This window comes from Microvirga flocculans ATCC BAA-817, assembly GCF_000518665.1.
Lineage (GTDB): Bacteria > Pseudomonadota > Alphaproteobacteria > Rhizobiales > Beijerinckiaceae > Microvirga > Microvirga flocculans.
Map to the genome: position 1 here is coordinate 243,540 of NZ_JAEA01000006.1, position 26,769 is coordinate 270,308.

At 64.5% G+C, this 26,769-nt stretch carries 27 protein-coding genes; 18 read left to right on the forward strand and 9 right to left on the reverse strand.

Annotated features, from left to right (window positions below):
* Positions 1-93 precede the first annotated feature (93 nt).
* A complete protein-coding gene (locus L879_RS0108045; protein ID WP_027315643.1) occupies positions 94-1,101 on the reverse strand; it encodes a glycosyltransferase family 4 protein in 1,008 nt (335 codons plus the stop codon).
* Positions 1,101-1,913, reverse strand: coding sequence for a UDP-2,3-diacylglucosamine diphosphatase (locus L879_RS0108050; RefSeq protein ID WP_027315644.1), 813 nt, complete (start codon positions 1,911-1,913; stop codon positions 1,101-1,103). Before L879_RS0108050 ends, L879_RS0108045 begins: the two co-directional genes overlap by 1 nt.
* A 211-nt stretch (positions 1,914-2,124) precedes the next feature.
* Here L879_RS0108050 and L879_RS0108055 point away from each other — a divergent pair, with 211 nt between their 5' ends.
* Both L879_RS0108055 and L879_RS0108060 read left to right on the forward strand, forming a co-directional pair.
* A complete protein-coding gene (locus L879_RS0108055) occupies positions 2,125-3,057 on the forward strand; it encodes a DMT family transporter (protein ID WP_084020826.1) in 933 nt (310 codons plus the stop codon).
* 117 nt (positions 3,058-3,174) lie between these two features.
* A complete protein-coding gene (locus tag L879_RS0108060) occupies positions 3,175-3,792 on the forward strand; it encodes a helix-turn-helix domain-containing protein (protein ID WP_027315646.1) in 618 nt (205 codons plus the stop codon).
* Between the two features lie 35 nt (positions 3,793-3,827).
* On the opposite strand, the gene L879_RS0108065 is transcribed toward L879_RS0108060, so the two are convergent.
* The 6 genes from L879_RS0108065 to uraH form a co-directional block, all read right to left on the reverse strand.
* A complete protein-coding gene (locus L879_RS0108065) occupies positions 3,828-4,760 on the reverse strand; it encodes a c-type cytochrome (protein ID WP_027315647.1) in 933 nt (310 codons plus the stop codon).
* Positions 4,761-4,821: 61 nt separating this feature from the next.
* On the reverse strand, positions 4,822-5,259 hold the full coding sequence (locus L879_RS0108070) for a c-type cytochrome (protein ID WP_027315648.1): 438 nt from the start codon (positions 5,257-5,259) through the stop codon (positions 4,822-4,824).
* Positions 5,260-5,393: 134 nt separating this feature from the next.
* Entirely contained in the window at positions 5,394-5,699 is a 306-nt protein-coding gene (locus tag L879_RS0108075) for a rhodanese-like domain-containing protein (RefSeq protein ID WP_027315649.1), read from the reverse strand.
* A 79-nt stretch (positions 5,700-5,778) separates the two neighbouring features.
* Complete coding sequence (gene lysM, locus L879_RS0108080; protein WP_027315650.1) at positions 5,779-6,225, reverse strand: peptidoglycan-binding protein LysM; 447 nt, start codon at positions 6,223-6,225, stop codon at positions 5,779-5,781.
* Between the two features lie 78 nt (positions 6,226-6,303).
* Positions 6,304-7,737, reverse strand: coding sequence for an allantoinase PuuE (gene puuE, locus L879_RS0108085; RefSeq protein ID WP_183501343.1), 1,434 nt, complete (start codon positions 7,735-7,737; stop codon positions 6,304-6,306).
* An 11-nt stretch (positions 7,738-7,748) separates the two neighbouring features.
* Positions 7,749-8,102: a hydroxyisourate hydrolase gene (gene uraH, locus L879_RS0108090; RefSeq protein WP_027315652.1), complete on the reverse strand. Its 354-nt coding sequence runs from the start codon at positions 8,100-8,102 to the stop codon at positions 7,749-7,751.
* Positions 8,103-8,309: 207 nt separating this feature from the next.
* Here uraH and L879_RS0108095 point away from each other — a divergent pair, with 207 nt between their 5' ends.
* The 7 genes from L879_RS0108095 (at position 8,310) to ligD (ending at position 17,236) form a co-directional block, all read left to right on the forward strand.
* Positions 8,310-9,536 carry a urate hydroxylase PuuD gene (locus L879_RS0108095; protein WP_027315653.1) on the forward strand — a complete coding sequence of 409 codons (1,227 nt, stop codon included), beginning with the start codon at positions 8,310-8,312 and terminating at the stop codon, positions 9,534-9,536.
* Between the two features lie 42 nt (positions 9,537-9,578).
* Complete coding sequence (locus tag L879_RS0108100; RefSeq protein ID WP_027315654.1) at positions 9,579-10,013, forward strand: GlcG/HbpS family heme-binding protein; 435 nt, start codon at positions 9,579-9,581, stop codon at positions 10,011-10,013.
* 170 nt (positions 10,014-10,183) lie between these two features.
* Positions 10,184-11,770, forward strand: a complete 1,587-nt coding sequence (locus L879_RS0108105; RefSeq protein ID WP_027315655.1) for a peptide ABC transporter substrate-binding protein — start codon at positions 10,184-10,186, stop codon at positions 11,768-11,770.
* Between the two features lie 84 nt (positions 11,771-11,854).
* On the forward strand, positions 11,855-12,775 hold the full coding sequence (gene oppB / locus L879_RS0108110) for an oligopeptide ABC transporter permease OppB (protein ID WP_027315656.1): 921 nt from the start codon (positions 11,855-11,857) through the stop codon (positions 12,773-12,775).
* 7 nt (positions 12,776-12,782) lie between these two features.
* Complete coding sequence (locus L879_RS0108115; RefSeq protein ID WP_027315657.1) at positions 12,783-13,925, forward strand: ABC transporter permease subunit; 1,143 nt, start codon at positions 12,783-12,785, stop codon at positions 13,923-13,925.
* 1 nt (position 13,926) lies between these two features.
* Positions 13,927-15,561, forward strand: a complete 1,635-nt coding sequence (locus L879_RS0108120; RefSeq protein ID WP_035458996.1) for an ABC transporter ATP-binding protein — start codon at positions 13,927-13,929, stop codon at positions 15,559-15,561.
* A 97-nt stretch (positions 15,562-15,658) separates the two neighbouring features.
* The gene (gene ligD, locus L879_RS20975; protein ID WP_035458998.1) at positions 15,659-17,236 is read left to right on the forward strand and encodes a non-homologous end-joining DNA ligase; all 1,578 of its coding nucleotides are present in this window, start codon (positions 15,659-15,661) and stop codon (positions 17,234-17,236) included.
* 3 nt (positions 17,237-17,239) lie between these two features.
* Here ligD and L879_RS0108130 read toward each other — a convergent pair whose 3' ends face one another.
* On the reverse strand, positions 17,240-17,875 hold the full coding sequence (locus L879_RS0108130) for a glutathione S-transferase family protein (protein WP_027315659.1): 636 nt from the start codon (positions 17,873-17,875) through the stop codon (positions 17,240-17,242).
* Between the two features lie 143 nt (positions 17,876-18,018).
* On the opposite strand from L879_RS0108130, the gene L879_RS0108135 reads away from it, so the two are divergent.
* The 9 genes from L879_RS0108135 (at position 18,019) to L879_RS0108175 (ending at position 26,716) form a co-directional block, all read left to right on the forward strand.
* Positions 18,019-18,843 carry a polyphosphate kinase 2 family protein gene (locus tag L879_RS0108135; RefSeq protein ID WP_027315660.1) on the forward strand — a complete coding sequence of 275 codons (825 nt, stop codon included), beginning with the start codon at positions 18,019-18,021 and terminating at the stop codon, positions 18,841-18,843.
* A gap of 90 nt (positions 18,844-18,933) precedes the next feature.
* The gene (locus L879_RS0108140; RefSeq protein ID WP_027315661.1) at positions 18,934-19,770 is read left to right on the forward strand and encodes a universal stress protein; all 837 of its coding nucleotides are present in this window, start codon (positions 18,934-18,936) and stop codon (positions 19,768-19,770) included.
* Between the two features lie 6 nt (positions 19,771-19,776).
* A complete protein-coding gene (locus L879_RS0108145; RefSeq protein WP_245265188.1) occupies positions 19,777-20,703 on the forward strand; it encodes an SMP-30/gluconolactonase/LRE family protein in 927 nt (308 codons plus the stop codon).
* A gap of 144 nt (positions 20,704-20,847) precedes the next feature.
* Entirely contained in the window at positions 20,848-21,783 is a 936-nt protein-coding gene (locus L879_RS0108150; RefSeq protein ID WP_027315663.1) for a DMT family transporter, read from the forward strand.
* 105 nt (positions 21,784-21,888) lie between these two features.
* On the forward strand, positions 21,889-23,079 hold the full coding sequence (locus tag L879_RS0108155) for a substrate-binding domain-containing protein (RefSeq protein WP_027315664.1): 1,191 nt from the start codon (positions 21,889-21,891) through the stop codon (positions 23,077-23,079).
* A gap of 8 nt (positions 23,080-23,087) precedes the next feature.
* Positions 23,088-23,870, forward strand: coding sequence for an ABC transporter ATP-binding protein (locus L879_RS0108160; protein ID WP_027315665.1), 783 nt, complete (start codon positions 23,088-23,090; stop codon positions 23,868-23,870).
* Positions 23,863-24,588 carry an ABC transporter ATP-binding protein gene (locus L879_RS0108165; RefSeq protein WP_027315666.1) on the forward strand — a complete coding sequence of 242 codons (726 nt, stop codon included), beginning with the start codon at positions 23,863-23,865 and terminating at the stop codon, positions 24,586-24,588. Before L879_RS0108160 ends, L879_RS0108165 begins: the two co-directional genes overlap by 8 nt.
* A complete protein-coding gene (locus L879_RS0108170) occupies positions 24,585-25,607 on the forward strand; it encodes a branched-chain amino acid ABC transporter permease (protein WP_027315667.1) in 1,023 nt (340 codons plus the stop codon). The genes L879_RS0108165 and L879_RS0108170 overlap by 4 nt, the downstream gene beginning before the upstream one ends.
* On the forward strand, positions 25,604-26,716 hold the full coding sequence (locus tag L879_RS0108175) for a branched-chain amino acid ABC transporter permease (RefSeq protein WP_051435159.1): 1,113 nt from the start codon (positions 25,604-25,606) through the stop codon (positions 26,714-26,716). Before L879_RS0108170 ends, L879_RS0108175 begins: the two co-directional genes overlap by 4 nt.
* Positions 26,717-26,769: the final 53 nt, after the last annotated feature.

Here is a 26,769-nt window from a genome sequence, read left to right on the forward strand (position 1 = left end):
CGACGCCACCATGCCCGAAGAAGCGGCAAACGTCACGCACCGCCTGTGGGAGAGCACATGTTCATCGGCGGAAAGCGAACCTGCCGGATCAGGTCAACACGCTGCGTGCGCGGTCTCGATATTGGAGAAGAACTGCCGGGCGCTTTCCTGCCAGGTGAAGGTTTCGCCATAGGCGCGGCATCTGTCTTTCGGAATGGCGAGCGCCTCGAGCGCAGCCTCCCTCAAATCGGCTTTGAGCACGCCGCAGCCCGACGAGCCGACCACGTCCAGAGGGCCCGTGACCGGGAAGGCTGCAATCGGCAGGCCGGAGGCGAGTGCTTCGATCAGCACGATGCCGAAAGTATCGGTGAGGCTCGGAAAGACGAAAACATCCGCCGACGCATAGACCCGCGCCAGATCCTCGCCGGAAAGCGTCCCCAGAAAGCGGGCTTCGGGATACTTGCCTTCGAGCGCCGCACGGGCGGGACCGTCGCCGACGACGACCTTGGTGCCGGGAAGATCGAGCCCCAGGAAAGCCTCCAGGTTCTTCTCCACGGCGACCCGGCCCACATAGAGGAACACCGGGGCCGCCATGTCCAGAACCCGCTCGTTGCGCGGCCGGAACAGGGCGGTATCGACGCCCCGGGTCCAGCGCATGATGTTCCTGAAGCCGCGACCGCTCAGTTCCCGCTCCAGCGAGGGAGTGCTGACCATCATGGCCCGCGCGCCCCGATGAAACCGCCTCAGCGCCCTGTAGGACCAGGCCTCGGGAATGGCCGTGCGCGCGGCGACATATTCCGGAAAGCGCGTGTGATAGCTCGTGGTGAAGGCCCGCTCCTGCCGGGCGCAGGCCAGGCGGGTGGCGAGGCCGATGGGGCCCTCCGTCGCGATATGCACATGGGTCGGCTTCACCTCGTCGAGGATGCGGCTCACAGCGCCCCGCCCGACAAGGGACAGGCGGATTTCCGGGTAGGTCGGCATGGGGAAGGAGCGAAAACGTTCCGGAGTCAGGAACACGACCTCGGCTCCGAAGCGCGGCGCCTCCTCCGCCATATGCTCGAGCGAGCGCACGACCCCGTTCACCTGGGGCCGCCAGGCATCCGTCGCGATCAGCAGGCGCATCAGGCGGCCCTCCCGCTGATCCTGGCGGCGTCGAGGCTCGGTTCGCTCACCCTCTCCAGCTGAACTTCGGTCCAGCGGACCAACTGGAAGGAGCCGTCGTAATGCTCGACGACGGCCGTGCAGGATTCGACCCAGTCGCCCGTATTCACGTACGCGACCCCGAACCGGTCATGCATGATCGCATGGTGGATATGGCCGCAGATCACGCCGTCGGCCGCGTGGCGCTGAGCCTCCGCGGCGAGAAGCTCCTCGAACTTGCCGATGTAGTTCACCGCGTTCTTGACCTTCAGCTTGGCCCAGGCCGAGAGGGACCAATAGGTCAGGCCGAGCCGCCGCCGCAGGATGTTGAGATAGGTGTTGACGAAAAGCGCCGTCGAATAGGCGCCATCCCCGAGCAGGGCGAGCCAGCGGGCGTGCCTGACCACGAGATCGAACTGATCGCCGTGGATCACCAGATAGCGCTTCCCGTCGGCGGCCTCGTGCAGGGCATAATCGGCCAGTTCCACGCCGCCCAGATTGACGCCGATATAGTCGCGCAGGAACTCGTCGTGGTTGCCGGGAAGATAGATGAGGCGCGCGCCCTTGCGCACCTTGCGCAGCAGCTTCTGCACCACGTCGTTGTGCGCCTGGGGCCAGTACCAGCCCGCTTTCAGCTTCCACCCGTCGACGATGTCGCCGACGAGATAGATGGTGTCGGCATCGTAGGCCTTGAGGAAATCCAGGAGCGCGCCGGCCTGGCACCCCTTCGTGCCGAGATGGAGATCGGAAAGGAACAGCGTCCGCACCCGAATAGCGTTCATGTCCTGGGCCATGGATCCCCTCGACGAGCTTGCAGGCTCAAGCCAAACAGGATTCGCGTCTCGTCCCCATGACGATCCTCTTGCAGTTTTGTGACACTCGGCCGGAAGCTCATGCGCCCGACGCAGGGGTCATGGTCCGATTGGGGCTTCACGCAGAGGCTGCACCGTGGTTGTCTGCGTTCCCTCAAGCCCTCGACTCGCTTCCTTTCAGTCCGCACCTCCCGTGAAACCGCTCCTGGGGATATCCCTCAAAGTCCTGTCCGCGCTCGTCTTCACGATGATGTCGGCGACTCTTAAGACGCTCATGAGCCGCTATCCGGTGGGCGAGGTCGTCTTCTTCCGCTCGGCTTTCGCCCTGCTGCCCCTGCTCCTGTGGCTGCGGTGGCAGGGGGATCTCATCAATGCGGTGAGGACAAGGAACGTCGTCGGGCATTTCAAGCGCGGGTTCATCGGCACCAGCGGCATGTATCTCGGCTTTGCCGCTCTTTCCTATCTGCCGCTTCACGATGCCATCGCCATCGGCTACGCCTCGCCCCTGATCGTGGTCATCCTGGCGGCCCTTCTCCTGAACGAGCAGATCCGCGCCTATCGCTGGACCGCCGTGGCCGTGGGCTTCGTGGGCGTCCTGATCATGCTCTCGCCCTATCTGAGGCTCGAGACCTTTTCCGGAGGGCTGACCGCGGGGCCGACCCTGGGAGCCCTCTGCGCCCTGGCCGGGGCCTTCTGTTCCGCGGGCGCCATGATCCAGGTACGCCGCCTGACGGCGACCGAGAAGACCGGTGCCATCGTCTTCTACTTCTTTCTCCTCGCATCCGCCCTCTCCCTCTGCACCGCAGCCCTGGGATGGAACATGCCGGATGCCAAGGACTGGGCGCTCTTCGTCGTGGGCGGCATCCTGGGCGGGATCGGGCAGATCCTTCTGACCCAGTCCTACCGCTATGCGGACACTTCGGTGATCGCCCCCTTCGAGTACACCACCATGATCTGGGCGCTCCTGTTCGGCTGGTTCATGTTCGGGGACCTGCCCACCGTGACGGTCCTGACGGGCGCCGCCATCGTGGCCGCGACAGGCCTCTTCATCGTCTGGCGCGAGCACCGGCTCGGCCTTCTGCGCACCAAGGAGCTCCAGGCCTCTCCCCAGCGCCCGGGCGTCTGAGACGCACCGACGGGGAAAAGAAAAGTCTGCGACCTCCCAAGCGCTTGACCCGCCTCGGCGATTACCCCACAACCGTTTTGAGGAACGGACGGACGTTTTTTCAGAACAGAGGCAGTCATGGGCGTCGAGGGCAAAGAACGGACCCGGGACCTGGAGACAGGCGCGCAGGTTCTCTCCGGAAACATGGGGAAGACCATCCAGCGGCTGCGCAAGGCCTATAACCTGTCCCTGTCGGAACTCGCCGAGCAATCCGGCGTCGCCAAGTCGATCATCAGCCAGATCGAACGAAACGAGACCAATCCGACGCTGGCCACCATCTGGCGACTGAGCCAGGCGCTCGACGTGTCGATCGAGCGGGTTCTCGCCTCCGGCGACGAGGAGCCCTTCATCGAGAAATCGTCCAAGGCCGATACGCCGATCCTCGTCTCCGAGGATGGCAAGATGCGCCTGGCCATCATCGGCTGGCTCAAGACCATCGAATGGCTGCAATGGTACGACGTGCAGTCGGAGCCCGGCGGCGTGCTGGATTCCGACAGCCACCAGCGCGGCTCCGTCGAGTGCCTTTCGGTGCTGGAGGGCGAGTTCGAGGTCGAGGTCGGTGGCGTCGTTCAGCAGGCCAAGGCCGGGGAAAGCCTGCGCTATCGCTGCGACCGCCCCCACTCCGTGCGCTGCATCGGCACTGCGCCGGGCCGCGCCACGATGGTCTGCATCCTCAAGGCCGCCGTGATGGATTGAGGTTTTCCTCACTCCATCCCCAAACGATCCCCAGCCTATTCAGGCTTCTTGAATCCCTGCCGTTGAGGCAGAGACAGCAGGTACTCGGCCATGGCCTGACGGTCGGCATCCGGCAATTGGGCCATGTTGGCCACGACCGCCCCCATGGTTCCGCCGACGGTGTCGAACAGCGGCGTCTCGCCGGTCTTCAGCAGCGTCGCCACCTCCTCCCGGCTCCAGCCGCCGATGCCGCTCTGGTGCGGCGTAATATTGGGAACGACACCCTTCCCCTCGGGGTCGGGGCCGCCTGCGAAGCGGCGTTCCTCGATGAGGGCGCCTGCGGCATTGCGCTCGCTGTGGCACTCGGCGCAATGGCCCGGCCCGTTCACCAGATAGGCTCCGCGATTCAGGCTCGCCGGCTTTGACGCATCGGGGGCGAAAACCTTTCCATCGAGGAAGGCCAGCTTCCACAATCCGATCCCGCGCCGGACATTGAACGGGAACGGGAGTTCGTGATCGGGCGCGCGGCCTTCGACGGGAGGCAGCGTCATCATGAAGGCGAAGAGATCCGAAAGGTCCTCGGGGCTCATCCGCTGATAGGACGTATAGGGAAAGGCGGGATAATAGTGCCGCCCGTCCGGGGAGACGCCCTCGCGCATGGCGCGGACGAAATCAGCCGTGCTCCAGGAGCCGATGCCGTCCTGCCTGTGGGGCGAGATGTTCGGCACATGGAAGGTGCCGAAGGGAGACTTCAGGGCATAGCCGCCGCCGAGCCTCAGCTTGTCCTCCTGGTTGGGCACGGCGTGGCAGGAGGTGCAGCCGCCGGCGAAGAACAGGGTACGCCCGTTGTCGATGTTCGGGGTGCGCGTCCCGCCGGGAACCGAGGTTTCTCCACGCACGAGGCGATAGGCCGACGGCGATGTCAGGGCGAGAAAACCGATGACTCCGAGAAGAATGAGCCCCACCAGCACCGCGAACGTCTTGCGCATCGCCTCGTCTCCAAATGAAACGGGCGGCCCTTAAGGCCGCCCATCCCGAACGGCGTCGGATTTACGAATTCTTCTTGCGGAAATCGTTGTGGCAGGCGCCGCAATTCTGAAGCACCTTCGGCAGCTCCGCCTTGAGGGAGGCCTCGTCCTTGATCGAAGCCAGCGCCGTCTGGGCATCCGTGCCGAGCTTCGTCATGATCGAATCGAACTTCGCCTTGTTTTCCCAGATCGTCGGGAGAGCCTCGGTCTTGTCCGCGCTCTTGCTGCTCTCGGGGAAGAGCGGAGCGGCTTTCTGGGCATTCGCGGCCAGAATCTTGAGGCTGGCCTGCGCCTTGGCGAGATCGAACGGCTCCTGGCCCCGCAGCATGCCGCCGAGAGGCCGGGTCTGCGCACCCATCTCCTTCATGAGGCCCTGGCGCTGCTCGACGACGTTGCTCTGGGCGATGGCTGCAGTCACTCCAAGCGCCAGAAGGCTGGCGACGAAAACGGTACGCTTCATATATCTTTCCCTTGTGCAGTCAGTGGACGGCCTGGTCGCTAACCGCCCCGGCGGGCAGGCATTAGCGCATATCTCCGACAGCTTGAGCACTCCACCTGAGAACACATCTCTGTGAAGTCCCGCTGCGTGAGCCGCTACTCGACCGGCTCGCCCGCCAGAACCCAATCCCTGAACCCGCCCCGATAATGTTCGCGGATGTCCCGGCCCGCCGCCTGGGCGAATTCGAGAGCCCTCAGCGACCTGACGCCGGCTGCGCAGGAAAAGACGATTCGCTTGCCCTCCGGCAAGGCCGAAGGATCGAAGGACGAGAGCGGGTGAGAAACGGCACCTGGAATATGTCCGGCGGCGAACTCGTGCGGCTCGCGCACGTCGACCAGGACGAGCGTTGCGTCACGCAGCCCCTGCTTGACGGTCTCGCGGTCGAGATCGACGATTCTCAATGCTTCGGTCATGGAAGCCCCTCCCTGTCATGGCCGTTCATAGCGGCACGACAGGGAGACGCGCAATCGGGATAGGGCTTTACGGGAGCGGCGGGATCCGCAGCACCCAGCCCGGCTGGATCAAATCCGGATCCTTCACGGGCGGAGAATTGGCCTTCACGATTTCCGTGTATTTCGCGCCCTTGCCCTTGCCATAGTGTTTCTCCGCAATCGCCCAGAGCGTGTCGCCCTTCTGCACCGTGTACATGGTCGAGGGCGTGGAAGGCTTTTGAATCTGAAGCCCGGAGGTATCCACCTCGGCGACGCCATAGGTGTTGCCGAGAGACAGGATGATCTTCTCGGCTTCCTCCTGGCTGACCGCCTGCCCCGAAAGCTTCACCTTGTCGCCCTCGACCTGGATTCCGAGCTTGCTCGCATCGAACCCATGGCCCTGGACTTCCTGCTGCAGCGTCTCCGGCGTGGCGGCGGCAGCGCCTCCGCCGAAGATCTTGGCGCCCGCCTCCTTGATGAACTTGAAAAGACCCACGTCGTCCTCCTCTCGCTCCACTCGGCTTCAGATCGCCAAGCTGAGACGAAGACGCGCGATCGCCCGCAACGGTTCCGCTTAAGCGATGCTGGAGAACACGTCCGCCAGGGAAGGAAGCCTGTCCTTCAGCCGGAGAAGGGCGATGAGCTCGATCTGCACGATGGCCGTATCGAACTCCTGCTCCGGCTCGTGCTCCAGCCGCTCCTCGAAGGCGGCGAGGATCTCGTCCTTCGAGCGGCCCTTGACCGCCATGATGAAGGGGAAGCCGAATTTCCGCTTGTAGGCATCGTTGAGCTTCAGGAACCGGTCGCGCTCGTCCTCGGTCAGCGTGTCGAGCCCCGCCGAGGACTGCTCGTGGCGGGAATCGGCGGTGAGATCGGCAAGCTTCAGGCGTCCGGCCAGATCGGGATGCGCGTTGATGAGCGCGAGCTTCTGCGCATGGCCTGCTTCCGAGAGCGCATGGACCATGGCTGCATGAAGCCCCTCCGCCGTATCCTGTCCCGGCGTGAGCCCGGCATCGAAGGCGCGCTCCGCGATCCAGGGCGAATGCTCGAAAATGTCCCCGAAGAGTTCCACGAACAGCGCGCGGGTCATGGTGCTGGGCTTCAGGTCCGCCGGGCGGTGATGCCGGATCCAGTGCCGCGCGATGTCGATGCGCCTTGCCACCCAGACATCGTCATGGGACATGACGTAATCCAGGAAGCGGGCGAGCGCCGCCGCCCGTCCGGGGCGGCCGACGAGACGGCAGTGGAGCCCGACCGACAGCATCTTCGGCGCGGTCTCGCCTTCCGCATAGAGGACGTCGAAACTGTCCTTGAGATAGGCGAAGAACTGGTCGCCCGCATTGAAGCCCTGCGGGGTCGCAAAGCGCATGTCGTTGGCGTCCAGCGTATAGGGGACGATGAGCTGCTGGCGGTTGCCGTGCCGCTCCCAGTAGGGCAGCTCGTCCGCGTAGGAATCGGCGCTGTAGAGGAAGCCGCCCTCCTCCGCCACGAGGCGGTTGGTATGCTCCGATGTGCGGCCCGTGTACCATCCCAGCGGGCGCTCGCCCGTCACCTCAGTGTGGATGCGAATGGCCTCGTTCATGTGGGCCTTCTCCTCCTCCGAGGAGAAATCCCGGTAGTCGATCCACTTGAGGCCGTGGCTCGCGATCTCCCAGCCCGCCTCCTTCATCGCCACGACCGCTTCCGGGTTGCGCATGAGGGCCGTGGCGACGCCATAGACCGTGACCGGCATGCTGCGCTCGGTGAACATCCGCCAGAGTCGCCAGAAGCCGGCGCGGGAGCCGTATTCGTAGATCGACTCCATGCTCATGTGCCGCTGCCCCGGCCAGGGCTGCGCGCCCACGATCTCCGACAGGAACGCCTCGGAGGCCCGGTCGCCGTGAAGGATGCTGTTCTCGCCGCCCTCTTCGTAATTGATCACGAACTGGACGCAGATCCGGGCCTTGTTCGGCCAGCGCGGATGGGGCGGCGTGCGGCCATAGCCGACGAGGTCGCGGGGATAGGTGATGTCAGGCACGGTCAGCTTCCTCGATAAGTGGAATAGGCCCAGGGCGAAACGAGGAGCGGAACGTGATAATGCCCGTCGGGCTCGGCGATGGTGAAGCGGATCGGGACGACATCCAGGAACGGCGGCTCGGCCAGGGCCGCTCCGAGCCCCTTGTAATAAGGGCCGATCTCAAAGACGAGTTCATACGTGCCCGTCCGGAACGCATCGCCCGCCATCAGGGGCGCATCGGTGCGCCCGTCGGCATTGGTGGCCGTGCGCACGACGGAGCGGCGCTGCCCTCCCTCGACGGCGAAAAGCTCGATGGCGACACCCTTGGCGGGCCTGCCGTTGACGGTATCCAGAACGTGGGTGGACAAGCGTCCCATGAAACCTCGCGGATGAAAGAATGCCTCTGGAAGGCCTTGGGAATGTCCCGGTCCACTGCCCCCGCGTCAAGCCGCCTTCGCCGGCCCGGGCGCGGAAAGACCGGGCTTCCAGGGCGGACTTCCTGTTGAAAAAGAGCCGGGGCGGGCCTTTCGCAAATGAGAGCGCCGCCCTACGCTACGCGCCCCTGATAGCGTTCAAGTGGCTGCATGATCGACCCGCAACTTTCCGAATGGATCAGCCAGATCATCCGCTGGATCCATGTGATTACGGCCATCGCCTGGATCGGCTCGTCCTTCTACTTCATCCATCTCGACCTGAGCCTGAAGAAGCGGGAGGGCCTGCCGGAAGGCGTCGGCGGAGAGGCCTGGCAGGTCCATGGCGGCGGCTTCTACAACATGCGCAAATATCTCGTTGCGCCGCCGGAAATGCCGAAGGAGCTGACCTGGTTCAAGTGGGAGAGCTATTCTACCTGGATCAGCGGCTTTTTCCTCATCGTCTGGGTTTATTACCTCCATGCGGATCTCTACACCATCGATCCGGCCGTGCGGGCGCTTGCGCCCTGGCAGGCGCCGGTCATCGGCATCGGCGGCCTTGCCTTGAGCTGGTTCGTCTATGAGGGGCTGTGCCGGTCGCCGCTCGGCAAGAACGGCCCTGCCCTCGGCGTGGGGCTTTTCGTCTACATTCTCCTGGCGGCCTTCGCCTTCACCCAGGTCTTCAATGGGCGCGCAGCTTTCCTCCATACCGGCGCGATGATCGCCACCTGGATGTCGGCGAGCGTCTTCTTCATCATCATCCCGAACCAGAAGAAAGTGGTGGCGGCCCTTCTGGCAGGCCGCTCGCCCGACCCGAAGCTCGGCAAGGAGGCCAAGCTCCGCTCGACGCACAACAACTACCTGACGCTCCCCGTCATCTTCCTGATGCTGTCGAACCATTACCCGCTGGCCTGGTCGTCGCGCTATGCCGTCGGGATTATCGGGCTGATCGTCATCGCAGGCGCGGCGATCCGGCACTTCTTCAATTCGCAGCATGCCGGCAAGGGCTCGCCCTGGTGGACCTGGGGCGTCGCGGCGGCCTCCGTCGCCCTCGCCGTCTGGCTGTCGATCATCGGCAAGCCCGGCAACGCCAATCTGGCCGCGGCTCCAGCGGATCCAACGCCCGCGGCCGTGACCGCCTCCTTCGAGGAGGCGGTGCTCGCGATCCAGTCCCGGTGCTCCATGTGCCATGCGGAGGAGCCTGTCTGGGACGGAATTCCCGCTGCCCCCAAGGGGGTGCGGCTCGACACCCCCGAGCAGATCGCGCGGCATGCGGATCTCATCCGGATCCAGAGCGTGCTCACCCATGCCATGCCGCCTAACAACATCACCGAGATGACCCTGGACGAGCGCAAGGCCGTGGCAACCTGGCTCGCTGCGCGTGAGACCGTCACCCGCTAAGAGGTGCATTCCGCACCGACAACCACATCATGGAGGAACCGCGTGACCGAACTTTCCCTTGAAAAGGCCCAGACGATCGCGGTCGCCGCGCTCAAGACCGCGCGGGAAAAATCCTTCAAGCCGCTGGCCGTGGTGGTCTACGACGCGCGCGGCGCCCTCAAGGCTCTCCTCGCCGAGGACGGCACCAGCCTGAAGCGCGCCGAAATCGCCATGGGCAAGGCCTATGGCGCCCTGTCCCTGGGGGTCGGCTCCCGCGCCCTTCACAAGATGGCTCTCGACCGCCCCTATTTCATCGCCTCCGCGACCCATGCGGCGGGCGGGCAGCTCGTGCCGGTTCCGGGCGGGGTTCTTATCAAGGACGGCCAAGGCCGGATCCTTGGCTCGGTCGGCGTCTCCGGCGACACATCCGACAACGATGAAATCGCTGCGGCTGCCGGGATCGAGGCGGCCGGACTGGTCTTCGACACGGGGGCCTGAGGCTTCTCCACACCCCTAACCCTTTATGTTTCAAGGAATTACTTAATTTTCGGGATAGTACTGGACATAAACAGTTGATTGATCAACAAATAGGACAAGGTTACTGCCTTAACCGGCTCTGACCGAAGACATTCAAAAACCCTGAATAACCAGGAAAGGGAACGCGTCCAATGTCATCATGGATCAAACGCACGGCTCTTGCCGCCGTCGCCACGGTCGCTCTCATGAGCGCCGCGTCGGCCGAAGTCGTCTACAATCGCGGCAACACCGGCGAGCCGGAAACCCTCGACACCCATAAGACCTCGACGGTCCAGGAAGCGCACATCCTGCGCGACCTGCTGGAAGGCCTGGTGGCCTACAGCGCCAAGGGCGAGGCCATTCCCGGCCAGGCCGCGAAGTGGGAAGTGAGCGACGACGGCCTCACCTACCGCTTTACCCTTCGCGACGGCATCAAGTGGTCGAACGGCGATCCGGTCACGGCGGAAGATTTCGTCTATTCCTACCGCCGCATCATGGATCCGGCGACGGGCGCGAAATACGCCAACATCCTCTACCCCATCAAGAACGCCGAAAAAATCAACAAGGGCCAGGGCAAGCCCGAGGAACTCGGCGTGAAGGCCGTGGACGCGAAGACCGTCGAGATCACCCTCGAGGCCGCGACCCCCTACTTCATCGAGCTCCTGACGCACCAGACCAGCCTTCCCGTTCACAGGGCCTCGGTCGAGAAGTTCGGCAAGGACTTCGTGAAGCCGGGCAACATGGTTTCGAACGGCGCCTACAAGCTCGCCGAGTTCGTGCCGAACTCCCACATCAAGCTCGTGAAGAACGAGAACTACTGGGACGCCAAGAACGTCAAGATCGATACGGTCAACTTCATCCCGCATCCGGATCTCGCCGCCGCCGTTCGCCGCTACGAGGCGGGTGAGCTCGACAGCATGGACGAGCTTCCGGCCAACCAGATCAAGACGCTCAAGGAGCGCTTCAAGGAACAGGTCAAGCTCGGCCCGTATCTCGGCACCTGGTACCTGGTGGTGAACTCCTCCAAGGCTCCGTTCAACGACGTGCGCGTGCGCCAGGCTCTCTCCATGGCCATCGATCGCGAGTTCATCGCGAGCGAGATCTGGGGCCAGACCATGCAGCCGGGCTATTCGTTCATGCCCCCGGGCCTGGGCAACTACGGCGAGCCGGCCTACATGGAGTACAAGGACGCGTCGCCGATCGACCGTGAGGAAAAGGCCAAGGCCCTCCTCAAGGAAGCCGGCTTCGGCCCGGGCAAGCCGCTGAAGGTCGAGATCCGCTACAACACGACGGACAACAACCGTAACTCGGTCATCGCCGTCGCCGACCAGTGGAAGCAGATCGGCGTCGAAACGTCCTTCATCAACACGGACGGCAAGACCCATTTCGCGCACCTGCGCGATGGCGGCGACTTCGACGTGGCCCGTTACGGCTGGATCGCCGACTACTCCGATCCGAACAACTTCCTGTTCCTCCTCAAGAGCGACAACAGGGGCTTCAACTACGGCAAGTACAACAATCCGGAGTTCGACAAGCTCTTCGATCAGTCCACCAAGGAGCTCGATCTGAAGAAGCGCGCCGACATCATGAAGAAGGCCGAGACCATCCTCATGAAGGACATGCCCTGGATTCCGATCATGTACTACGGCAAGAGCAACCTGATCTCGCCGAAGATCCAGGGCTTCGTACTGAATACCCGCGGCGTCTATCCGACGCGGTATCTGTCGAAGACGCAGTAAGAATAAATCTGATAAAGGGGCGGTCTGCGCGTCAGGCCGCCCTATTCTTTTACTGTTCTGCTGCAGCAGCAGGAGGAGCTTCCCGTGCTCTCCTTCATCCTTCGCCGCTTTCTGTCGGCCATCCCTACCCTCTTCATCATCATCACCATCTCGTTCTTCCTGATCCGGCTCGCCCCCGGCGGACCGTTCGATCTGGAACGGCCTCTCGAAGCCAAAGTGATGGAAAACCTCAATCGGATCTATCAGCTCGACAAGCCGCTGATCGAGCAGTACTGGCTCTATCTGGCAGCCGTGCTGCGGGGCGATTTCGGCCCCTCCTTCATTCTCCGCGACTTCTCGGTCGGCGAGCTGTTCGCCCGCGGTCTGCCCGTCTCGATCACCCTGGGCTCACTGGCTCTCTCCCTCGCCATCATCGTCGGGGGCACCCTCGGCTCCATCGCGGCGCTTCGCCAGAACAGCACCGTCGACTATCTGGTCACCGGCATGGGCGCTCTCGGCCTGACCATTCCGAACTTCGTCGTCGCCCCGGTCCTTCAGATCGTCTTCGGCCTCGCCCTCGCCTGGCTGCCCGTGGCCGGCTGGGGCAACGGAAGCGTGCGCAACCTCATTCTCCCGGTTCTGGTGCTGTCCCTGCCGCAGATCGCGGTCGTCGCCCGCATGACCCGCGCGGCCATGATCGAGAACCTGCGCTCGAACCATATCCGCACCCTGCGCTCACTGGGCCTGCCCACCCGCGTCATCGTCACCCACGCCCTGCGCGGCGCGGCCCTGCCCGTGGTGTCCTATCTCGGCCCTGCGGCCGCCGCCCTGCTCACCGGATCAGTGGTGGTCGAGACCATCTTCGGCCTGCCGGGGATCGGGCGCTACTTCGTCGAGGGCGCCCTCAACCGCGACTATACCCTCGTCATGGGCACCGTCGTGGTGGTGGCCGTCTTCGTTCTGCTCTTCAACCTCGTGGTCGATATCCTCTACGCGCTTATCGATCCGCGCATTCGCTACGAGTGAGGCTCCCATGGCTGAAGGCGCCGTTCTTCCCGTCGAGACCATGACGGGCCCCGTCACCGGACGATCCCTTTGGGCCGAGGCCCGCGGGCGTCTGATCCGCAACCGTGCTGCGCTCACCAGCATCGTCGTGCTGACGCTGATCGCTCTCGCATGCATCTTCGGTCCGCTTTTCACGGGCCATCCCTTCGACCGGGTCTATTCGGATTACGTGAAGGTGCCCGCGAGTCTCGAAGCCTACCCGAAAGCAGACCAGATCGAGCCGAACATCGAGCGAATCGGCGCCCGCGTCCGCGCCAAGGCCGAGAACATCGCCATCGAAAACGATGTCGTTCGCATGACGCTCGTGAGTTCGAGCAGCCGGCCCATCGACGAACGGCTGCTCGCCTATTTCGAGCGCTCGGACCTCTTCGGTCCTGCCCGCGTCGTGGAAAAGCAGCAGGAGGGCCAGCGACTCGTCGTCGACGTCCCCCTGAAGCGGCAGTATTTCTTCTTCGGCACGGACACCAACGGGCGCGATCTCCTCACGCGCACCATGAAAGCCGGTCAGGTCTCGCTCGCCATCGGCCTTCTCGCCACCTTCGTCGCGATCCTCATCGGCGTGATCTACGGCGCGACCTCGGGCTATCTCGGGGGACGCGTCGATCTCGTGATGATGCGTATCGTCGACATCCTCTACTCGCTCCCCTTCATCTTCTTCGTGATCATGCTGGTGGTGTTCTTCGGCCGGAATTTCGTGCTGATGTTCATCGCCGTCGGCGCGGTGGAATGGCTCGACATGGCCCGCATCGTGCGCGGCCAGACGCTTTCCATCAAGCGGCAGGAATACGTGCAGGCGGCCGAGGCGCTGGGCGTCGAGACCAAGGGCATCATCCGCCGTCACGTGATCCCGAACACGCTCGGCCCCGTGGTGGTCTACATGACGCTTCTCGTGCCGAAGGTGATCCTTCTGGAGAGCTTCCTCTCCTTCCTGGGCCTCGGCGTTCAGGAGCCCAACACCAGCCTTGGCGTTCTGATCTCGGAAGGCGCCAAGAACATCCAGGGTGCTGCCTGGATGCTGCTCTATCCCTCCATCACGCTTGTCGCGATCCTCTTCTGCCTGAACTTCATCGGCGACGGCTTGCGCGATGCTCTCGACCCGAAGGATCGCTGACATGGCTGAACCCGTTCTTTCCGTCCGCAACCTTCACGTCCGTTTCCGCACGGGCGACGGCATTCTCCACGCGGTGAAGGGCATCGATCTCGACATCAATCCGGGCGAGACCGTCGCCATCGTCGGCGAATCCGGTTCGGGCAAAAGCCAGACGATGATGTCCGTGATGGGCCTGCTTGCCTCGAACGGCTGGGCTGAAGGCTCGGTGAAGTACCGCGGCGAGGAGCTGGTGGGCCTCTCGCCCGACAGGCTCAACAAGTATCGCGGCTCCAAGCTCACGATGATCTTTCAGGAGCCGATGACCTCCCTCGATCCGCTCTACCGGATCGGCGATCAGCTCAGCCTGCCGCTCACGACCCATGGGGGGCTCAGCAAGGCCGAGGCGCGCAAGCGCGCCATCGAGCTTCTGGAACTCGTCCGCATTCCCGATCCGGCCCGCCGCATCGATGCCTATCCGCATGAAATGTCCGGCGGCCAGCGCCAGCGCGTGATGATCGCCATGGCGCTCGCCAACAATCCGGACATCCTGATCGCCGACGAGCCGACGACTGCTCTCGACGTGACGGTGCAGGCGCGTATCCTCGAGCTTCTGGCGGATCTGCAGAAGCGTCTCGGCATGTCGATCGTGTTCATCACCCACGATCTCGGCGTCGTTCGCCGCTTTGCCGACCGCACCTATGTCATGAAGCGCGGCGAGGTCGTCGAAAGCGGCCGGACGAACGACATCTTCGCGGCGCCGAAGCATCCTTATACCCAGATGCTCATCGACGCCGAGCCGACCGGGCGCAAGGAGCCCGTCGCGGCCGACGCGCCGGTGGTGCTGGACGCCCAGAACATCGGCGTCCAGTTCACCCTGGAGAAGAGCTTCTTCGGCAAGGCGACCCACGTGCTCCGAGCCGTTGACGACGTGAGCCTGCGGGTCCGCGCCGGCGAGACCGTGGGCGTCGTCGGCGAATCCGGCTCCGGCAAGTCGACCTTGGGTCGCGCCATCCTGCGCCTGCAACCGGCCTCCGGCCTCGTGCGCTTCGAGGACCGCAACCTCATGCCGCTCGACCGGGGCGGCATGCGCCCCTTGAGACGGCACCTGCAGCTCGTCTTCCAGGATCCCTTCGGCTCCCTCTCGCCGCGCATGACCGCAGGCGAAATCGTGACGGAGGGCCTCCTCGTCCACGAGCCGAGCATTTCCCGAAAGGAGCGCGACCGCCGCGCGGCGCAGGCCTTCGAGGAAGTGCAGCTCGACCCGGCATGGCGCAACCGCTTTCCGCACGAGTTCTCCGGCGGCCAGCGTCAGCGCATCGCCATCGCCCGCGCCATGATCCTGCACCCGAAGCTCGTCGTTCTCGACGAGCCGACCTCCGCTCTGGACCGCTCGGTCCAGAAGGAGATCGTCGAGCTGCTGCGCAACCTGCAGAAGGCCCATGGCCTGGCCTATGTCTTCATCAGCCACGATCTCGCGGTCGTCCGCGCGCTCTCGGACGAGATCATGGTCATGAAGAGCGGCAAGGTGGTTGAGCGGGGCACGGCCGCGGAGATCTTCGAGCGGCCGCGTGAGGATTATACCCGCGACCTGATCGCGGCCGCCTTCCTCACCGAGCGCGGCAACAGCGAGGCCCCGGCCCAGCCCCTCGCCTCCTGAGGGTTGGAACCGGGGCGCATGGCACGGGTTTGATCCTTGTTTGCCGCACGAACACGCGGCAGACCGGTCGTCACCTCACCGGATCAGACCCTGCGCCATGGCAAAGCTCGCAGCCTATCGCGCCAAGCGCGATTTCACACGGACCTCGGAACCGGAAGGCAAGGCCTCCCGGCGCCGGGGCGCATCCTTCGTCGTACAGAAGCACGATGCTTCCCGCCTGCATTACGATTTCCGCCTCGAACTCGACGGCGTGCTGAAGAGCTGGGCGGTGGCCAAGGGGCCGAGCCTCGTCAAAGGCGAGAAGCGCCTGGCCGTCCAGGTCGAGGACCATCCGCTCGCCTACGGCGATTTCGAAGGCACGATCCCGGAGGGGCAGTATGGCGGGGGCACCGTCCTGCTATGGGACCGGGGAAGCTGGAAGCCGGAGGGCGATCCCCAGGAGGGTTATGAAAAAGGCCGCCTCAGCTTCAGCCTCGACGGTGAGAAGCTCAAAGGCGACTGGCATCTCGTCCGCATGGCGAAACGCCCGCGCGAGCGGCACGAATCCTGGCTTCTGATCAAGGCCGACGATTCCTACGCCCGCACCGAGGACGATCCGGATATCCTCGAAGAGGCGCCGCTTTCCGTCAAAACCGGGCGCTCGCTCGACGAGATTGCACCGGCTCGCTCCGCCAGGCGACCTGCGAAACGGGCCCATGCAGCGAAGAAGGCCGCAGCGCCGGGAACGGAGAATCCTTCCAAGCGAAGCGCTTCGGGCAAGGCCGCGAAGGCGGATGACGTTGAGATCGCCGGGATGCGCCTCAGCAATCCGGATCGCGTTCTGTGGGAGGACCAGGGCCTCACCAAGCGGGAACTGGCGGAGTTCTATCTCGACATCGGCGATTGGCTCCTGCCGCATCTGGCCGACCGCCCCCTCACCCTCATCCGCTGCCCATCCGGCTCGCGCAAGAAATGCTTCGTGCAGCGCCATTCCTGGGCCGGGATGAGCTCCTTCATCCACCGCAACCTGATGCCTGACGCGGACGGCGAGCAGGACGTGCTGGCGGTTCACGACATTCAGGGCGTGATCGCGCTCGTGCAGTCCGGTGTCCTCGAAATGCATGTATGGGGCTCGACCCTCGCCGATCCGGAGCGCCCCGACCGCCTGATCTTCGACCTGGACCCGGGCGAGGGCGTGCCATGGATGCGCGTGATCGATGTAGCTTCCTCTGTTCGCGAGCGCCTGAAAGCCCTCGGGCTCGAGAGTTTCGTGAAGACAACGGGCGGCAAGGGCCTTCACGTCGTCGTGCCCCTGACGCCGAAGGCTCTCTGGAAGGATGCTCTCGCCTTCACGCGAGCCTTTGCCGAGACGATGGCTACCGACGAGCCGGACCGGTACACCACCACGTCCGTGAAGCAGGAGCGCGAAGGCCGGATCTTCATCGATTATCTGCGCAACAACCGGGAAGCTTCGGCCATCGCGCCCTACTCCACCCGCTCGCGCCCCGGAGCGCCTGTGGCCACGCCGGTTTCATGGGAGGAACTGACGCCCGAGCTCAAGCCCAACGGCTTTACGGCCGCCAACCTAAGGAAGCGCCTTACGGCCCTTAAGAAGGATCCGTGGTCGGAGATCGCAAAGGTCGGTCAGGTCCTTCCCGAACGCCGGATTCTCCGGCCAAAGCGGCGCAAAGAATAGGCCTCAGAACAACGGAGCCTTGATCCCTTCGGCCTCGAGGGCCTGCTGGACGGCGGGACGCGCCACGACCCGCTCGGCCAGGGCATTCAGGTTCGGAAGGCTGCGCGGCGGACGCGGCATGCCACGGCCCCAGCGGATCAGCATGAAGAGAAACAGGTCAGCCGCCGAAAAACGTTCGCCGAGAAGCCAGGTCCGGTCGCCGAGCTGCCCGGAGATCACGTCGAACATGCGGTCGAGCCGCTCGCCCGCGGCCTGCTTGAGGGCCACCGCAGCGGCCTCGTCGCTCACCTGCGCATGCGGATAGAACCAAGCGTAATACTCCGCCTGCGGCGTGTTCGTCAGGTGGACCATCCACTTGTAGAAGGCGGCCCGCTCCGGCGTGCCCATGGCGGGGGCAAGGCCCGCCTCGGGGAACCTGTCGGCGAGATACAGGGCGATGGCTGCGGCCTCGAACAGAACGAGGTCGCCATCGACCAGGACCGGGATGCGGCCATTGGGGTTGAGCCTGAGATACTCGGCGCTCTTCTGGCCGTTGCTGGTGCGATCCACGAGGCGCAGCTCGAACGCGGCTCCGATTTCCCGCAGCATCATATGCGGCAGAAGGCTGGCATTGCCGGGATAGTAATAGAGCGCGAGCATGCGTGCGTCCCTTGTCGACGGACCTTGATGACCACTTGGTAAGTTGTGCAAGCCCAGCGGTAAAGGGTGGTGCGGTCACGATCCAAACCTTCCTTTGGCGTCCGTTTGCCCTATCGTTCTGAGACGGACACGGAGATACGGCGATGACGGATGAGGAAAAGGCCTTGATCGAGAAGCTGCGGGTCAAACCTGGCGAGAAGATCCGTCTTCGGGACCGCGACGCGCGGGACAAGTCCCTGTTCGCAGACGAGCAGGAAACCAGGATCGCCACCGAAGCCCTTTCACGGGAGATCGATGTCCTGCAGGACCGGCTCTACGCGGAGGGCTCGCGGGCTCTGCTCGTGGTCCTTCAGGGCACGGACACCTCGGGCAAGGACGGCACCATCCGCAGCGTCTTCAACGCCACGGGGCCCCTGGGCGTCTCGGTTCACGCCTTCGGCCCGCCGACCAAACTCGAACTGGCCCATGACTTTCTCTGGCGCGTCCATGCCGTGTGTCCCCGGCGGGGAACGATAGGGATCTTCAACCGCTCACACTACGAGGATGTCCTGATCGGAAAGGTCCGCAAGCTCGCACCCAAGGAGGTGATCGAGCAGCGCTACGAGCAGATCAATGCTTTCGAGAAGACCCTGGCCGAGAATGGCACGACGATCCTCAAGTTCATGCTGCATATCTCCAAGGACGAGCAGAAGGAGCGCCTGCAGGACCGCCTCGACGACCCGACGAAGCACTGGAAGTTCAACCCCGACGATCTGGAGGACAGGGAGCATTGGGACGACTACCAGGACGCCTATGAGACGATGCTTCATCGCTGCTCGACGCCATGGGCCCCATGGCACATCGTACCGGCCGACAGGAAATGGGTCCGCAACGCCGCCATTGCCGGGATCGTCAAAGCGACCCTCGCGGACATGAACCCGCAATATCCCAAGGTCTCATGGAACCCGAAGGATTTCAGCCTGCGCTAGCGAGGGACACCCCGCAGGCCCGGCCGGGCCTCCTTCCACCTTTGTCGAATCCCCTTGCCGACGAGGGGGTTAAGCGCGACAATAATCTTTATGAAAAGCATCCTTGTCCCGATCGAAGACCACGGCAACGTCGAGTCCCAGCTGGAAACCGCGCTGCAAATCGGCAGCCTGTTCGACAGTTATGTCGAGGGGATCGCGATCACCCCCGATTACCCGGTGGTTCTGCCGGTGGACATCGCCATCGGCGTGCCCTCCCCCATCACCCCCGAAAACCGCATCGAGATGGCCCGCGCCTGCCGCGAGCGCTTCGAGGCGTTCATGAGCGCGAAGCAGGTTTCGCGCGCGGCCGCCGGCATTTCCGGCCTCAGCTCCGGCTGGCGGCAGGACGGCCTGATGGAGGATGCTTATCTCGGAGCCTATGGACGGGTCTTCGACGCGATCGTGGTGGGGCGCCCGGACGGATCGAACGGCCAGACCCGCCTTTCGACCGTCGAGGCCGCCCTGTTCGAGACGGGACGCCCGGTGCTGATCGCTCCGCCCACACCCGCCCGCAGCTTCGGCGAGACCGCCGTCATCGCCTGGAACCGGAGTACGGAAACCGCCCGCGCCGTGCTGGGAGCGATGCCGTTGCTGAAGAAGGCGCGGCGCATCGTCGTCCTCGAACTCGAGGACTGGGGCGTTCCCGGCCCGTCCGGCGCGGAGCTTGCGCGTCATTTGCGGATGCACGACATGCCTGCCGAGGCGATGACGGTCCCCGATCCTTCGAGCCGGGCTGGCGAAACGATCCTGAAGGAGGCCGCCGCTCTCGGCTGCGATCTTCTGGTGAAGGGCGCCTATACCCAGAGCCGCCTGCGGCAGATGTTCTTCGGCGGCGCGACCAGCCATATCCTGGGCAATGCGACCGTCCCCGTTCTTATGGCTCACTGACAAGCCATGCCGATCGCCATGCTCAGGGACGTCGCCGTCGTTCTCGATGACCGCTTCCGGAGCCTCTTCATCGGTTCGGCCTGCCTGGAGAAGCTGGCGGAGGGATGCCGCTGGGCGGAAGGACCGGCCTACTTTCCCGCCGGGCGCTCCCTGATCTGGAGCGATGTCCCCAACGACCGGATGATGCGCTTCGACGAGACCTCGGGCGCGGTCGGCGTCTTTCGCCCCTCCTCCGGCTATTCCAACGGCAACACGGTCGACCGCCAGGGACGGCTCGTCACCTGCGAGCACGGCAACCGGCGCGTGACGCGCACCGAGCACGACGGCTCCATCACCGTGCTGGCGAGCCATTACCAGGGCAAGCGCTTCAACAGCCCCAACGACGTGGTCGTGAAGTCGGACGGATCGATCTGGTTCACGGACCCGACCTATGGGATCGATTCCGACTACGAGGGGCACAAGGCTCAGAGCGAGATCGGAGCCTGCCACGTCTATCGTATCGATCCTCACACCGGGGAGGTGCGGATCGTCGCCGACGACTTCGTACGGCCGAACGGACTTGCCTTCTCCCCGGACGAGACCCGCCTCTACGTCGCCGATACGGGCGCGACCCATGTGAAGGACGGCCCGCGCTACATCCGCGTCTTCTCCGTCGACGACACGGGCGGCCTCTCGGGCGGCGAGGTCTTCGCCACTTGCACGCAAGGCCTGTTCGACGGCTTCAGGCTGGACGAGGCGGGCCGGATCTGGACCAGCGCCGGCGACGGCGTCCATTGCTACGAGAGCGACGGCCCCCTGATCGGCAAGATCCTGGTCCCGGAGACCGTTGCCAATGTCGTCTTCGGCGGGCCGAAGCGGAACCGGCTCTATATCTGCGCCACGACCTCGCTTTATGCCATCATGCTGCCCGTCAACGGAGCGAAAACCTTTTAAAGCCGGTTTCACCGACGGGGGAATCGGCTCTCCTCTTCGCCATGCCCATTCTTTGACGACGAACCGGACCCACTTCGCCGAAAATGCGCGAGCGCGCTGCATAACGCTTGTGCATCCCCGCGGCTTCCATCATGTATCCGCCCCATGAGTCCCTCTGGTTCATCCGCCGCGCACAAGGTGCGCTCTGGAGCCCTCATCGGCATCGGCCTGATGCTTCTGGGGGTGTTTCTGTTCGCCGTGAACGACGTGATGGGCAAGTGGCTCGTCGCAACCTATTCGGTCGGGCAGGTTCTGCTCCTGCGCAGCATCGCGGCCCTGGCGATTCTGCTGCCGTTGATGCGCCGCCAGCGGGTTCCCTTCGCCATTCCGCCGCAGCCTGGGCTGCATGCGGTGCGGATCACCCTGTCGACGCTGGAAGTGGCCTGTTTCTACTGGGCGGTCACCTACATGCCGCTCGCGGACGTGATGACCTATTATCTGGCCGGACCGATTTATGTCGCCGCCTTCGCGGCGTTCTGGCTCGGGGAGAAGATCGACAAGCCGCGCATGCTCGCCATCGGCTTCGGTTTCGTGGGCGTGCTGATCGCCCTGCGCCCGTCGCCGGCGACCCTTTCCCTGCCGGCCCTCATCGCTCTCACGGGAAGCATTTTCTACTCGCTGCTCATGATCACGACCCGCAAGCTGCGGGAAACGCATGACGCCACGCTCGTGCTCGGGCAGATTCTCGGCGCCCTGATTTTCGGCCTTGTCACCGCGCCGTTTGCCTGGGTCTCGCCGACGCCGCTCGAACTGACGGGCCTCTTCCTGCTCGGCATCGTCTCCATGGCGGGCCATGCCTGCGTGAACCGCTCGCTGAAGATCGCTCCCGCCTCCGTCGTCGCGCCCTATCAATACACGCTCATCGTGTGGGCCGTCGTTCTGGGCTACCTGTTCTTTGGCGACATCGTCGAGTTCTGGACGCTCGTAGGGGCAGCCGTCATCTGCGGGGCAGGCCTGGTGCTTCTGCTGCTGGAGCGCGAAGCGGCACGGCGCGGGCGCGAGGCGAAGGACATCGAGACGCCCGTTCTGCCCGAGGCGTGACGAGACTTCAGAAGCGCCGGATTTCCCTGCGGATGGTCCGAGAGTCGAGCTTGACACCTCCCTCCGCTAAGACGTCAATGGCGCAACAAAGACACGGGGAGTCCGATGCGCCTGAAGACCACCATCATTGCCGCTACGGCAGGAATTCTTTTCGCCTCAGCAGCCTTCGCACAAGACATCAAGATCGCCCTCATCGCGGGCAAGACCGGGCCGCTTGAAGCTTACGCCAAGCAGACCGAAGCCGGCTTCATGATGGGCCTGGAGTATCTGACCAAGGGCTCCATGACCGTCAACGGCCGCAAGATCAACGTGATCGTGAAGGACGACCAACTCAAGGCGGACCTCGCCAAGACGCTGCTGGAGCAGGCCTATAACGACGACAAGGTGGATCTCGCCGTCGGAACCACCTCCTCGGCTGCGGCGCTCGCCATGCTGCCTGTGGCCGAAGAGAACGGAAAGGTCCTGATCGTGGAGCCCGCCGTGGCCGATGCGATCACCGGCGAGAAGTGGAACCGCTTCATCTTCCGCACCGCGCGCAACTCGACTCAGGACGCCTACGGCGCTGCGGCCGCCGTTCCCGCGAGCGGCGATGTTTCGATCGCGACGCTGGCGCAGGACTATGCCTTCGGCAAGGACGGCGTGGCCGCCCTCAAGAGCGCGCTCGCGCAGATCCGCCCGAATGCGAAGGTCGTGTTCGAGGAATATGCGCCCCAGAACGCCACCGATTTCACCGCCTCCGCCCAGCGCATCTTCGACGCGCTCAAGGACAAGCCGGGCAAGAAGATCATCAACATCATCTGGGCCGGTCAGCATCCGCTGCCGAAGATCGCCGATCTGAAGCCCGAGCGCTTCGGCATCGAGATCGCGCCCGGCGGCAACATTCTGCCCGCCATGCAGATCTACAAGAACTATCCCGGCATGGAAGGCGCGGTGTACTATTACTATGCCTTCCCGAAGAACCCGATGAACGATTGGCTCGTGGCCGAGCATCAGAAGCGCTTCAACGCGCCGCCGGACTTCTTCACCGCGGGCGGCTTCGCGGCAGCCTCCGCCGTCGTCACCGCCATCCAGAAGGCGGGCGGCACGGATACCGAGAAGCTGATCGCGGCCATGGAAGGCATGACCTTCGAAACCCCGAAGGGCCCGATGACCTTCCGCAAGGAAGATCACCAGGCGCTGCAGGACATGTATCACTTCAAGGTCAAGGCCAACGGCAAGGATGCGAACGACCTGCTCGATCTCGTGGCCACCATCCCTGCCGACAAGATGCCGATCCCGGTCCGGAACAAGCGTTAATCAGACCTGTGACATTCACATCCACGACAACGGCGCCCGCGCTCGAAACGCGCGGGCTTACCATTCGCTTCGGCGGCCATGTGGCCGTCAATGATGTGTCGTGCCGGTTCACCCCCGGCACGCTCACGGCCATCGTCGGCCCGAACGGCGCCGGCAAGACGACGTATTTCAACCTCATCTCCGGTCAGCTCAAAGCCAGCGCGGGCCAAGTCCTCGTCGAGGGCGAGGACGTCACGGGACTGCCGCCCTCCGCCCGCACCCGGCGCGGACTCGGACGCGCCTTCCAGCTCACCAATCTCTTTCCGCAGCTCACCGCGCTTGAGAACGTGCGCCTCGCCGTGCAGAGCCGGGCGGACGCGGGATGGTCGCTCTTCAAGGTGTGGAACAGCCGCCGCGACCTGATCGAGAAGGCCGAAAGCATCCTGGAGCGGGTGCGCCTGGCGGACAAGCGCCACATCGCGCCGAAGGCGCTCTCCCACGGCGACCAGCGCAAGCTCGAAGTCGCGCTGCTCATTGCCATGGAGCCCAAGGTCTTCATGTTCGACGAGCCGACCGCCGGCATGAGCGTCGACGAGGTGCCGACCGTGCTCGAACTCATTCACGACATCAAGCAGCGGGGCGATTCCACGGTCCTTCTGGTGGAGCACAAGATGGATGTCGTGCGCTCCCTCTCCGACCGCATCATCGTCCTGCACAACGGCACCCTCGTGGCCGATGGCGAGCCCGCCGAGGTAATCGCCTCGCCCGTGGTGCAGGAAGCCTATCTCGGCGTGGAGGTCGCCCGTGACTGAGCCTCTGCTGCAATTGTCCGGCGTGCACACGCATATCGGCCCCTACCACATCCTGCACGGGGTGGATTTCGCGATACCTTCGGGCCAGCTGACGATGCTGCTCGGGCGCAACGGCGCGGGCAAGACGACGACGCTTCGCACGATCATGGGCCTGTGGCAGGCTTCGTCGGGCCAGATCCGGTTCGACGGCAAGGACATCACCTCAGCCTCCACCCCGGACATCGCGCGCGCGGGCATCGGCTACGTGCCGGAAGCCATGGGGATTTTCACCGATCTGACCGTGCGCGAGAACATCGTGCTCGCAGCCCGCAGCGGCCCCGTCGACAAGAACAGACTCGACTGGATCCTGGGGCTTTTCCCCGCTCTCAAGCGCTTCTGGAACCTGCCTGCGGGCAATCTTTCCGGCGGGCAGAAGCAGATGCTCGCCATCGCCCGCGCCATCGCGGAGCCGCGCCGTCTCCTGCTCATCGACGAGCCCACCAAGGGGCTCGCTCCCGTGATGGTGCGCAGCATGATCGAGGCCTTCAAGGCCCTGAAGGCCGCAGGCGAGACGATCCTGCTCGTGGAGCAGAATTTCTACGCGGCATCGGCGCTGGGCGACAACGTGGTCGTCATGGACGACGGGCGCATCGTGCATTCCGGCGCCATGAGCGAGCTCGTGGCGGACAAAGCCCTGCAACAGCGCCTGCTCGGCCTTTCTCTGGATGCCCATCAATGAGTGACATGGCTGCCGAATCCAACACCCCGGCGGAGCTTCCCCGCGCCAAGACGGATTGGCTCCCGCTCGTCCTGATCCCGGCCCTGGCCCTCCTGGCGCTGCCCTTCGTCGGCAGCCCCTCCACCTGGGTGACGCTCACCGTCGCGGGCCTCGCCATGGGCATGATGATCTTTCTCATGGCGTCGGGGCTCACCCTCGTCTTCGGCCTGATGGACATCATCAATTTCGGCCATGGCGTGTTCATCTCCCTCGGCGCCTATGCCACGCTCCTCGTTCTCGGCCCTCTCGCGGGATGGGCGCAGGCGGATTCGCTCGGCCTGAACCTCGCTCTCCTGCTGCTGTGCATCCTGGCGGCCATGCTGGTGACGGGGCTCGTCGGCGCGGTCTTCGAACGAGTGATCGTCCGCCCGGTCTATGGCAGCCATCTGAAGCAGATCCTGGTGACCATGGGCGGGCTGATCGTCACCGAGCAGCTGATCCACGCGATCTGGGGCGCTTCGCCGATCCCGATCCCGCTGCCGCAATCCCTGCGCGGCGCCTTCGTGTTCGGCGACATCGTCATGGAGCGCTACCGCGTCGTGGCGGTCGTCATCGGCATCGCGGTCTTCCTCGGCATGGAGCTGCTCCTCAACCGCACGCGGATCGGCCTGCTCATCCGGGCCGGCGTCGAGAACCCCGAAATGGTCGAGGCTCTGGGCTACCGCATCCGCCGCCTCTTCGTGAGCGTCTTCATCGCCGGATCGGCGCTCGCCGGACTCGGCGGCGTCATGTGGGCCTTCTACCGCCAGACGCTCACTGCCGGCATGGGCATGGAGGTGATGGTGCTGGTGTTCATCGTCATCATCATCGGCGGCCTCGGCTCCATCACCGGCTGCTTCGTCGGCTCCCTGCTCGTGGCCCTCGTCGCCAATTATGTCGGCTTCATCGAACCGAAGCTGGCGCTGATCTCCAACATCCTCGTCATGGCCCTCGTCCTGATCTGGCGTCCGCAGGGCCTCTTTCCGGTAGCGCGTCGATGACCTCATCCCCGGCCCTTCCCTTCGACGAAACCCGCCGGCAGGGCGGGTTCCTGAGTGCGGTCCTGTCCTCGGACCTGCCCCGTTCGCGGGTGCTGAGCGTCGTTCTGCTCGCGATCCTGCTGGTCCTGGCCACCACGCCGTTCGTCTTCTCCGGCAGCCAGCCCATCGGCACGGCGGCGAAGATCTGCGTCTTCATCGTGCTGGTGGCGAGCTACGACCTTCTGCTCGGCTATTCCGGCATCGTTTCGTTCGCTCACACCATGTTCTTTGGCATCGGCGGCTATGGCATCGCCATCGCGCTCGAACGCCTGGGCCCCACCTGGGGTTCGGCCGCCATCGGCCTGGTTGCGGCCCTGGCCCTTTCGGCCGTGCTGGCCGTGGCCATCGGCCTCCTCTCGCTCAGGGTGCGGGCCATCTTCTTCTCCATGATCACCCTGGCCGTGGCCTCCGCCGCCGCGGTGCTGGCCTCTCAGCTGTCGTCCCTCACGGGCGGCGAGGACGGATTGTCGTTTCAGCTGCCGCAGGCGCTCCGCCCGGCCTTCCGGCTCCTCTCCGAGCCTCTTTTCGGAACCGCGGTCAATGGGCGGCTGCTGGCTTACTATCTCGTCTTCTTCGTCTCGCTGCTGGTCTTCCTGACTCTCCTGCGCATCGTGAACTCGCCTTTCGGGCGCGTGCTCCAGGCGATCCGCGAGAACGAGTTCCGGGCCGAAGCCCTCGGTTATCGCGTCGTGGCCTACCGGACGGCGGCCTCCGTCATCTCCGCCCTGGCGGCGACAATCGCCGGCGCGCTCATGGCGCTGTGGCTGCGTTATAACGGGCCGGACACCACCCTCTCGTTCTCGATCATGGTCGACATCCTGCTGATGGTCGTCATCGGCGGCATGGGAACCATGTATGGCGCGGTCATCGGCGCGGCGCTCTTCGTTCTGGCGCAAAGCTACCTGCAGGTCCTGATGGAGGCCGGAAGCTCGGCTCTCGCCGGTCTTCCGCTGCTCCCCAACCTCATCCACCCCGACCGCTGGCTCCTGTGGCTCGGCGCGCTGTTCGTCATCAGCGTCTATGCCTTCCCGGGAGGAATCGTCGGCCGTTTGCGGCGCGCGGTCCCATAAGAGCTAGCCGGGAAACTTAGCAGGCTCGGAACCGTTTATCCGAAGATCGGAGG